At 57.7% G+C, this 9,763-nt stretch carries 10 protein-coding genes; 2 read left to right on the forward strand and 8 right to left on the reverse strand.

Annotated features, from left to right (window positions below):
• Window positions 1-111: 111 nt before the first annotated feature.
• Entirely contained in the window at window positions 112-1,053 is a 942-nt protein-coding gene (locus QZ292_RS07810) for a glucosaminidase domain-containing protein (RefSeq protein ID WP_294600244.1), read from the reverse strand.
• A gap of 100 nt (window positions 1,054-1,153) precedes the next feature.
• Here QZ292_RS07810 and QZ292_RS07815 point away from each other — a divergent pair, with 100 nt between their 5' ends.
• Window positions 1,154-1,756: a DUF4254 domain-containing protein gene (locus QZ292_RS07815; RefSeq protein WP_294600248.1), complete on the forward strand. Its 603-nt coding sequence runs from the start codon at window positions 1,154-1,156 to the stop codon at window positions 1,754-1,756.
• Window positions 1,757-1,789: 33 nt separating this feature from the next.
• Window positions 1,790-2,848 (forward strand): glycosyltransferase family 9 protein, encoded by a 1,059-nt coding sequence (locus tag QZ292_RS07820; protein ID WP_294600252.1) that lies wholly within the window; start codon window positions 1,790-1,792, stop codon window positions 2,846-2,848.
• Between the two features lie 102 nt (window positions 2,849-2,950).
• On the opposite strand, the gene QZ292_RS07825 is transcribed toward QZ292_RS07820, so the two are convergent.
• The 7 genes from QZ292_RS07825 to QZ292_RS07855 all read right to left on the reverse strand — a co-directional run.
• Window positions 2,951-4,174, reverse strand: a complete 1,224-nt coding sequence (locus tag QZ292_RS07825; protein WP_294600257.1) for a 6-phosphofructokinase — start codon at window positions 4,172-4,174, stop codon at window positions 2,951-2,953.
• Window positions 4,175-4,275: 101 nt separating this feature from the next.
• Entirely contained in the window at window positions 4,276-5,349 is a 1,074-nt protein-coding gene (gene fbaA, locus QZ292_RS07830; RefSeq protein ID WP_294600261.1) for a class II fructose-bisphosphate aldolase, read from the reverse strand.
• A 61-nt stretch (window positions 5,350-5,410) separates the two neighbouring features.
• Window positions 5,411-5,800 (reverse strand): thioesterase family protein, encoded by a 390-nt coding sequence (locus tag QZ292_RS07835; RefSeq protein ID WP_294600264.1) that lies wholly within the window; start codon window positions 5,798-5,800, stop codon window positions 5,411-5,413.
• A 6-nt stretch (window positions 5,801-5,806) separates the two neighbouring features.
• Window positions 5,807-6,397, reverse strand: a complete 591-nt coding sequence (locus QZ292_RS07840) for a DNA-3-methyladenine glycosylase I (RefSeq protein ID WP_294600267.1) — start codon at window positions 6,395-6,397, stop codon at window positions 5,807-5,809.
• Window positions 6,398-6,409: 12 nt separating this feature from the next.
• Window positions 6,410-7,615, reverse strand: a complete 1,206-nt coding sequence (locus QZ292_RS07845; protein WP_294600270.1) for an FprA family A-type flavoprotein — start codon at window positions 7,613-7,615, stop codon at window positions 6,410-6,412.
• A 21-nt stretch (window positions 7,616-7,636) separates the two neighbouring features.
• Window positions 7,637-9,139 carry a monomeric [FeFe] hydrogenase gene (locus tag QZ292_RS07850; protein WP_294600275.1) on the reverse strand — a complete coding sequence of 501 codons (1,503 nt, stop codon included), beginning with the start codon at window positions 9,137-9,139 and terminating at the stop codon, window positions 7,637-7,639.
• 341 nt (window positions 9,140-9,480) lie between these two features.
• The coding region (locus QZ292_RS07855; RefSeq protein WP_294600278.1) for a hypothetical protein at window positions 9,481-9,763 on the reverse strand (283 nt) is incomplete at its 5' end.

Here is a 9,763-nt window from a genome sequence, read left to right on the forward strand (position 1 = left end):
AGTCCGAGAGTTGGGCCGCCGGCAGCTTTAGGATGCGTAAGCATCCTCTAAAGTTTTTTTGGTTCTTTTTGTTCACAAAAAGAACAGTCCTCTCCAATAGCAAGAAAAGAATTAGCGTAAGCGGAGTTCCTGGCCGACCCGCGGCGGAAAATAACGGATCGTCGGATTCATCTTTTGGAGGCTGCGGAGCTTGATGCCGTAGCGTTGGGCCACCGCGTGATACGAATCGCCCTGTTCGATCGTATGGATGCGGGTCAGAGCGGCCCGCTTGCGTTTCGGACTGATGTAGACCGCAGTGCCCGCAGGGAGCGGGAACGCGCTGCTCAGGTCGTTGAGTCGGAGCAGCCGGCGGATCGGCATGTTGTACTGTTCGGCGATGGAGGCGAAACTTTCCCCCTCTTCCGACACGATGTAGCGGACGCGGTTGTTCTGCTCGATGACATGTCGGTGAACCGGCTGTTGCTGTTGCGGCGATGAGGCGGCGGGAGTGTCGTCCGCGTCCCGTCTCTCTTTGCGGTGGCCGAACAGGCCGCCCGGGCCGGCCGGACGATCCAGCAGATAGAGCCGGTTTTTCTCGATCAGGTCGATCAGCAGCTCCGGATATTTCGGATTGGTGGCATACCCCGCCTCTTTCAGACCGTAGGCCCAGCCCTTGTAGTCCGTCACGTCGAGTTCGAACAGCCGGGCATAGCGGGGCGATTCGGTCAGGAATTTCGAATGGTCGCGGTAGGAGTGTTCCGCGTTGCGGTATTTCCGGAAGCACTCCCCTTTCGCGTCGTCGTCGTGGTGGATCGTTTCGCCGCGCCACGAACCTTTGCACTTGATTCCGAAGTGGTTGTTCCCCTCGACCGCCAGCCGGCTTCCGCCGTTGCCCGATTCGAGCAGCCCCTGGGCCATGGTGATGCTGGCCGGGATGCGGTACTCTTTCATGGTGCGGATGGCCAGCTGCTTGTAGGTGTCGATATACTCCTGGGTGCTCATTTTGTATTGAGCGGCGGCGGTGGCCGGCAACAGCGGCAAAGCCAGGAACAACTGACGGGCGATTCGGTTCATGCCTGAGTGAGGGAATGTGTCGTGCAAATGTAGAAAAACGAGGCTTTCCGGCAAAAAATGTTTTATCTTTGCGTGCGCAACGAAAATGGTTTGGAGAAAAATGTTTACGGCACGCTGTAACGAAATATTTCGCCGGGCGATAGAGGATTATCATCGTCACGATCAGGTGGATACGCCGATCGAGAATCCGTATGCCGCGGGGGAGGTCGAGCACCTGTTATATGCCAAGAATTGGATCGACACCGTGCAGTGGCATCTGGAGGATATTATCCGTGATCCGGAGATCGATCCGGCGACGGCGCTGACCATCAAACGGCGGATCGATGCCTCGAATCAGGAGCGGACGGATATGGTGGAGTATATCGACAGCTATTTTCTGGATAAATACAAGACGGTTACGCCGGCTGCGGATGCGCGGATCAATACCGAGACACCGGCATGGGCGGTGGATCGGTTGTCGATTTTGGCCCTAAAGATCTATCACATGGAGCAGGAGGCGGTGCGCCAGGGGGCTTCGGCGGAGCATCGCGAAGCCTGCGGGCGGAAGCTGGAGGTGCTGCGGGTGCAGCGGGAAGACCTCTCGCAGGCGATCGAAGAGCTGCTGGCGGATATCGAGGCGGGACGAAAATACATGAAACTCTATAAACAGATGAAGATGTACAACGATCCGGCTTTGAACCCGGTGTTGTATGCTCAAAAATAGACCCTCTACTACTCTACTCCGAACGTGAAGGCCGTGCCGAAGAAAATACTGGTGATCCGTTCCTCAGCCATGGGGGATGTGGCGATGACTGCGCCGGTGCTGGCGCAGGTGGCGGAGGCATATCCGGAGGTGGAGATCGTTTTGCTGACACGGCGGTTCTACGAGCCTTTTTTCGACGGAATCGACCGGCTGACGATTCATAATATAAATATCGACCAGGGGCAGGCGCATCGGGGAGTCAAAGGGTTGGTGCGGCTGTTCCGGGAGTTGCGGCGGAGTTGTCCGGGGGTGGAGATGGTGATCGACCTTCAGGACAAGATCTATTCCAAGCTTTTGCGGAAATTTTACCGGCTGGCGGGGGTGCGTACTTTCCATATCGACAAAGGGCGGGTGGAGAAGAAACACCTGACGGCCGCTCCGGGCAAGGGGAAGGTGATGAGGCAGTTGCGGACAAGTATCGATCGGTATGCGGATGTCTTCCGGCAGGCGGGATTCGAGTTGGGGACGGTACCGGCGGAGCTCTCTTTTTATCGCCGGGAGCGGGTGGTGCCGGCGGGTTTGGGCTTTTCGAAGGCGGCGGGGGGTGTGTGGATCGGGATTGCGCCGTTTGCGCAACATCAGGGCAAGGTCTATCCGCTGGAGAAGATGCAGGAGGTGATGCGGATGGCGGGGGAACGGTGGCGGCAGGCGAGGATGTTTATTTTCGGGGGCGGAGAGGAGGAACGGAGGCTGGCGGAACGGGCCGTGGCGGAGGAGCCTTCCGGGCGTGCGGTGTCGGTCGTCGGGCGGTTCAGCCTGCGGGAGGAGATGGACCTGATGGCGAATCTGGATCTGATGGTGTCGATGGACTCGTCGGCTATGCATATGGCGTCGCTGGTGGGGGTGCCGGTGGTCTCAGTGTGGGGGGCGACGCATCCGTATGCGGGATTTCTGGGGCTGGGACAGGCGGCGGAGGATGCGGTGGGGTTGGAGATGGATTGTCGGCCGTGTTCGGTCTACGGACACAAGGTTTGCTGGCGGGGGGATTATGCCTGCATGAACGATCTGGCGCCTGAGGCGGTCTTCGAGCGGATGGTGAGGCGGTTGGGATGATGGGGGGATAGATAGATTATCAGCCAATAGGATCGGGCCGGTTTTCAGAAATGAAAACCGGCCCGATTGCTGCTTAGTAAAGGTCATGTGGAGAACAATCCCCTACCGTTCCCATTCGAGAATCTTGTAGAAGTCGTACTCTTCCGGATCATCGACATATTTCGATGCCCCTTTGTAGTCCTCCCGGGTAATGTAGTGCAAGTTGTTCTGGATAATCTGCTGCACTTTCCGGGATTCCACATCCACCAGACGCGGCATGATTTTGCCGTCCTTGTCCGCCACGCTGTCCATGAAGAGCGGTTCGACCGAGCCGTCGCGCCCTACGGTCACCATACACCCCGAGTGCCCCGCCTTGTAGAGCTCGTATACGCCCAACCCCAACTGGGTGGCATACGAGAGGTCGTAGGCGATCGGCCGGCAGCAGCGCAATTCGTATCCCATCTCGTTCGGACGGCTCTTGACCTTGATGCGCAAGGTCTTGAGCTTCTGCTGTACGAGCATGTTGAAGATGTGCGATTTGCTGACGTTCCCCAGCTCCGGGTGTCCGTGTTCGTCGTAGGTGAACTGGACGCCGGTGTTGATGATCTCCTCGTCGTTCATGAAGTGGAAGACGCCTTCCGAAATCACCGCCACGCCGTACGGAATCCCCATCAGTCTGCGTTTCACCATCGACGAGATCACCAGCCGGGCGATCTTGTCGAACGTGATCGGGGTCTTGTTGAACATTTCGGGGATGACGATCATCGGATAGTGGCAGGCCGAGCCGATCCCGAATGCCAGGTGCCCGGCCTCGCGCCCCATGGCGGAGACGACGAACCAGTTTCCGCTCGTTCTCGCATCTTCATAAAGGGTGGTGGCCAGTTTCACCCCCTCTTCCTTCGCGGAGTTATACCCGAAGGTCGGATAGCCGGCCGGCAGCGGAAGGTCGTTGTCGATGGTCTTCGGCACGTGGATGCTCGATACGTCGAGCCCTTTGCTTTTCAGGAATTTGGTCAGCCGGTTGGCGGTCGAGGCGGTGTCGTCGCCGCCGATCGTGACGAGTACCTTGACGTTATAACGTTCGAAAAAGTCGGTGCGGAACTCCTTGTCGGCCGGTTTGTAGCGGCTCATCACCAGTGCGGAGCCTCCCCGGCAGTAGATATTGTCGGCGGTTTCGAAATCGAGGTAGACGAAGTCGGGTTCGTCGCTGACCAGACTCTTGTATCCGCCGTTGAGTCCGATCACCTGATATCCGTTCTGGCTGAAAATTTTGGTGACGGCGCTGATGACCGTATTGATTCCCGGCGCAGGGCCGCCGGCGCAGAGTATTGCGACTGAATTTTTCATATCCTGTGTTATTGGGTTTCGTTTTAAGCGAACGGCCCCAGTGAGGATTGGGGCCGTTCGGTGTGAGCAAGTCTCAGTTGTGTCGTGCGAAGGTGTACGGACTACAAGACGTTTACGCAGTTCAGGTTATCGAAAGCGATCTTCATGCGTTCGATAATCGAGGTTTCGCCGGCCCGCAACCAGGCGCGCGGATCGTAGAATTTCTTGTTCGGTTTGTCGGCTCCTTCCGGATTCCCGAGCTGCCCCTGGAGGTAGGCTTCGTTTTTCTTGTAGTACTGACGAATCCCGTTCCAGAAAGCCCATTGGGTATCGGTGTCGATGTTCATCTTGATGACGCCGTAGGAGATCGCTTCGGCGATCTTTTCCGGTTCGGAACCCGATCCGCCGTGGAAGACGAAGTTCACCGGCTTGTCCGTAGCGGTGTGCAAAGTCTTGTGGATGTATGCCTGAGAGTCGCGCAGGATCTTCGGTTCCAGCACCACGTTCCCCGGTTTGTAAACTCCGTGCACATTCCCGAACGAAGCGGCGATGGTGAAGTTCGGGCTGATCTTCATCAGGGTTTCGTAAGCGAGGCAGACGTCTTCCGGCTGGGTGTAGAGTTTCGACGAGTCGACGTGCGAGTTGTCCACCCCATCTTCTTCCCCGCCCGTGATCCCGAGTTCGATTTCGAGAGTCATCCCCATCTTGGCCATCCGGGTCAGGTATTTCGAGCAGATTTCGAGGTTCTCTTTCAGCGGTTCTTCGCTCAGGTCGAGCATGTGCGAGCTGAAGAGCGGCGTTCCGGTCTCGGCGAAGTGTTTTTCGCTGGCGTCCAGCAGGCCGTCGATCCACGGCAGCAGTTTCTTAGCCGCATGGTCGGTGTGCAGGATAACCGGCACCCCGTAGGCCTTAGCCACCGTATGTACGTGTTTCGCCGCAGCGATAGCCCCCAGCACCTGTGCCTCCTGTCCTTCGAGCTTCAGCCCTTTGCCGGCTACGAAAGCGGCGCCGCCGTTCGAAATCTGGATGATGACCGGCGAGTTGACTGCCGCTGCCGATTCGAGCACGGCGTTGATGGTGTCGGTACCGGTCACGTTCACGGCCGGAATGGCGAACCCTTTTTCTTTGGCATAGGCGAACAGCTGCCCTACTTTGTCTCCGGTGAGCACACCGGCCGGAAATTTTTTGTCACTCATTATGTGTTGGATTTTGATTAGTTGATTGTGCGATGTTGGAAATCTCTCCTCAAATTTACGATTATTTTCCGATTCGGGCCATAAATTTTTGCACATCGACGATAAAACGTGCGTGGGTACCCTTTCCGATCACGTTTCCGGAGGAGTCGGATGCCGTGACGGCGAAGTCGATCCGCCTGCCGTCCGTATGGGTGACGGTCGCCGTCGCGGTCACGGTATCGCCTATGGCCGTTGCCCGCTCATGGGTGACGGTCAGAGAAATGCCGACGCTGCTTTCCGTCCCGGTCTCCAGAAACGGGGCGATGGCCCGCATGGCCGCCTGTTCCATCAGGGCGGTCATGGCCGGTGTCCCCAGTACCGGCAGGTCGCCGGAGCCTAAAGCGGCTGCGCTGTGCGCGTCGGTCACGATCAGGGTCGCGGTGTAGGAGGTGGCGGGTGGAATCGGTTGCATAGTGTTTTAATGTGCGTGGTTTCGACTTTTGCAGCGACATCCTTCCAGATGGTCGTCCACAAAGCCGGTGGCTTGTAAAAAGGCGTAACAAATCGTGGATCCGAAGAAACGGAATCCCCGTTTCCGCATATCCCGGCTCATGGCGTCCGATTCCGGCGAGGTGGCGGGAATTTCGGCCAAGGTCTCGAAATGGTTCACGACGGGCAAGGGCCGGTCGTTGAAGAAAGAGAGGACGTACTGATAAAAACTTCCGAACTCTTCCTGAATGGCGATGAACCGTCGCGCATTCTCGATGGTGTGGCGAATCTTCAGCCGATTTCGAATAATCCCGCCGTGGTGCATCAAGCGTTCGACCTCCGTTTCCGGATCCATCCGGGCGACTTTCCCGACGTCGAAGCCGTGGAAAGCCTCCCGATACCCTTCCCGCTTGCGCAGGATGGTCAGCCACGACAAACCTGCCTGTGCGCTTTCGAGTACCAGAAATTCGAACAGAGTACGATCGTCCGTAACAGGTCGCCCCCACTCCCGGTCGTGGTATTCGACGTAGAGCGGGTCTGTTCCGGCCCAGCCGCAACGGCCGTCGACGAGATTTTCCATCTATTGTGCGTCTCAGTTCTTCAATGCCGCAGCCATCCCCTGTGCGATAGCGTCGCAGGCGGCGAGTTTTTCCGGTGTCGGGGTGCCGAACACATCCACCGGTTCGGCCACCAGCGGCCAACCGATCTGTTCGGCGAAAACTTTCAGGTTCTTCACCCCGCCCCCGTTCCAGCTGTACGAGCCGAAGAGCCCCAACACCTTATTCTTTACCCCCATATGGAGCAGTTCGGTGGTCAGCCGCTCGACGGTCGGGAACATCTGAGTGTTGTAGGCGCAGCTTCCGAGAATAATCCCCCGGTACCGCCACATGTCATCGATCAGATACGAGAGATGGGTCTTCGAAGCGTCCCGCACGCGGATATCCCGAATCCCCGCTTCCGCGCACTTGCGGGCGATGTAGTCCGCCGTAGCGGCATTGTTGCCGTACATCGAGCCGTAGATAATCACAACGCCCGGTTCCGCTTCATACCGGCTCCAGCGGTCGTACAGTCCGATCACTTTTTTCGGCTCGCTCCGCCAAACCGGTCCGTGGAGCGGACAAATGGTGTCGATTGGCACCGAACCGAGCTTGGCGAATGCCTTTTGCACCATATTGCTGTATTTCCCGACGATATTGGAGTAGTATCGCCGCATCTCGCCCAAGTATCTGGTGTCGAAATCGGCAATTTCGTCATCGAAAATCGCCCCGTCCAATGTTCCGAACGTGCCGAAAGCGTCGCCCGAGAACAGGATGTGTTCCGTGGTGTCGTAGCTCATCATGGTCTCCGGCCAGTGCACCCACGGGGTCATCACGAATTGCAGTTTGTGATGGCCCAGATCCAGCGTATCGCCCTCCCCTACTTCGACGAGGTTTTCGGTGATGCCGTAATAGCCTTCCAGAATCTTGAAAGTCTTGCAATTTCCGACAATTTTCGCGTCCGGCCAGCGGCGCACGATATCCCCGATCTCACCCGAGTGGTCGGGTTCCATATGGTTGATAATCAGATAATCCAACTTCGTCTGTCCCGCTTCGTTCAGGAGCCGCTCGATCCAGCCCACATAATCGCCTCCGGTTCCCATCTCGATGGTGTCGAGCAGGGCGGTCTTCTCGTCCACAATCAGGTAGGAGTTATAGCTTACTCCATCCGGCAGGGGCCACAGGTTTTCGAAAAGGTGTTTCCTCCGGTCGTTGGTACCCAGCCAATAGATTCGGTCGGTTACTTTTACTTTTAAGTCCATATCTTGTAATGTATCCGTTATTTACTTGGTTTCGGGCTGCTCTTTGGCCAGCTCTTTGACCTGTCGGGCGGCGATTTTCGGATTGGCGATGACGTTGCATCCGTTGATGCATCCCCCTTCGCAGGCCATCACTTCGACCATGTTCCCCGGACAGCTCTTGGCATATCCCCGCATCTCGCGGATGGTCTGTTTGTCGATGCCGTTGATGACGACCGGCCGGATCTGTTCCCGGTACGGAGCGGGCAAAGCCCCTGCCACCGCGTTCATCACGCCTTCGCTCGCCGCATAGCCGCGGCTGCTGGCCAGAATCTCGCCGTCCAATGTGGTTTTCGAGTCGGCGAAGGTGTCCACGCCCATGGCGACGAACATGGTGCCGAGCTCTTCGAAGCTCAGCATCAGATCGACGTTCGGATCGGCGTAGGCTTCTTTCCGCTTGGCGACGCACGGCCCGATAAAGACCAGCGTGGCGTCCGGATATTGTTTCCGGGCAATCTCTGCGGTGTAGTACATCGGGCTCCGCGTGTGCGAGACGTAGGGCGCGATTTCCGGCATGTGCTTGTGCGCCAGCATGTAATACGACGGACAGCACGAAGTGGTCATAAATGCCTGGTCGCCGTCCAGAACTTTTTCGGCCAGTTCGGCCGCTTCGTTGGCCGTTGTCACGTCCGCCCCTTTGGCCACTTCGATCACGTCGTCGAACCCCAGCTTTTTGATGGCGCCGATGATATTGGCGAGCGAGGTTTTGAACTGTCCCGCCACGGCCGGTGCGACGAGCGCCACGGTCGGTTTATCCGACTGAAAGGATTTGAAGAGCTCGATCAGGTGGGACTTCTCGACCACGGCTCCGAACGGGCAGGCCGACAGGCAGCGGCCGCAATAGATACATTTCGCCGGGTCGATATGTTCTTTGCCGTGTTCGTCTTTGCTGATGGCTCCCACGGGACACGACTCTTCGCACGGCACCGGAATGTAGACGATGGCGTGGAACGGGCAGTTTTTCATGCACTGTCCGCAGTTGACGCATTTGGTCGGGTCGATATGTGCCTGTCCGTTGGCGAAGTGAATGGCGCCTTTGTTGCAGTTGACTTCGCAGGGCCGCGCCACGCATCCCCGGCACATGTTGGTGACGACGTAGTTGACTTTCACGCATGCCGAGCAGGCGTCGGTCATGACGGTCAGCGGATTTTCGGAGATCGCTTTCCGGTCGAACGCGCGTCGGACGTATTCGGCCAGCGGGGTCATCTCGTCCTCCTCTTCTTCGATGCCGAAACCGAGGATCCCCATGGCGCGGTATTTCAGAATTGCGCGGTCTTTGTAGATGCAGCACCGCGAGATCTCTTCGTATCCTTTGGGTCTCATTTCGTAGGGGATGCGGTCGATCTCTGTTTCCAGCCTGCCGGCGTGGAGCAGTTTGACGATGCGCGTGAGAAGCTCGCGCCGCAGGATCATGGTGTTGTTGGTGACGGCCATAGCGAAAGGGTTGTCCGTAGGTCGGTAATGGATCGGATTTTTGTTTGTCGTCAAAGATAATACTTTCCGGCGGAAATTTCGGCATTTGGCGGGTTGTCGGTTTTCCTGTGTCGAGTAGGTGCTCTGTTTCTTCCGAGAGGCAACGCAACTGAAAACCGTGGGCGCGGTTGTCCGAGTTACTGGTGCTGAGGCTCTGCACATGGAACTTCAAGTCTATGCCATGGCTGCTGTTTGTAGCGGAAGACCAGCTGAAACTGTGGTGTCCGACGTACATCAGATCGCCTAACCACCCGTTGTTCCCTGCGTCGCGGAAGCCCGGGGCGGGGTTTATGGGGGGCGGAGCCTGTGGGGCATTGGGGTAGAGGCTACTATTTCGGCGTGCCCGAAGGCACCGTTTATTCCGAGAGGCAACGCAACTGACGACCGTGGGCACAAGCGCTCAGGTTGTCCGGAACGAGAATGTTCGAGGTGAAGTGCAGGTACAAACCGTGGCTATAGGACTCCATGTTACGGGCCGCTGACGCCCAACTGTATCCGTAGTCTCCGACTCCGCCGAACCAACCTCCTGCGTGGTGGCGGTAGCCCGGGGCGGTTCTTCGAACCGTAAAAGTTTGGCCAAACCGTCTGTCGTGTTCGGGCTGCGCGCTCCGGGGGTGGGCCGAAGGCCCAGCGCGCAAG

Source organism: uncultured Rikenella sp. (genome assembly GCF_910577125.1).
GTDB lineage: Bacteria > Bacteroidota > Bacteroidia > Bacteroidales > Rikenellaceae > Rikenella.

What these genes read in the sequence shown, in the direction of transcription:
- QZ292_RS07810 (WP_294600244.1), bottom strand. Translation starts at nt 1,053, where the DNA reads ATGAACCGAATCGCCCGTCAGTTGTTCCTGGCTTTGCCGCTGTTGCCG.
- QZ292_RS07815 (WP_294600248.1), top strand. Translation starts at nt 1,154, where the DNA reads ATGTTTACGGCACGCTGTAACGAAATATTTCGCCGGGCGATAGAGGAT.
- QZ292_RS07825 (WP_294600257.1), bottom strand. Translation starts at nt 4,174, where the DNA reads ATGAAAAATTCAGTCGCAATACTCTGCGCCGGCGGCCCTGCGCCGGGA.
- fbaA (WP_294600261.1), bottom strand. Translation starts at nt 5,349, where the DNA reads ATGAGTGACAAAAAATTTCCGGCCGGTGTGCTCACCGGAGACAAAGTA.
- QZ292_RS07835 (WP_294600264.1), bottom strand. Translation starts at nt 5,800, where the DNA reads ATGCAACCGATTCCACCCGCCACCTCCTACACCGCGACCCTGATCGTG.
- QZ292_RS07840 (WP_294600267.1), bottom strand. Translation starts at nt 6,397, where the DNA reads ATGGAAAATCTCGTCGACGGCCGTTGCGGCTGGGCCGGAACAGACCCG.
- QZ292_RS07845 (WP_294600270.1), bottom strand. Translation starts at nt 7,615, where the DNA reads ATGGACTTAAAAGTAAAAGTAACCGACCGAATCTATTGGCTGGGTACC.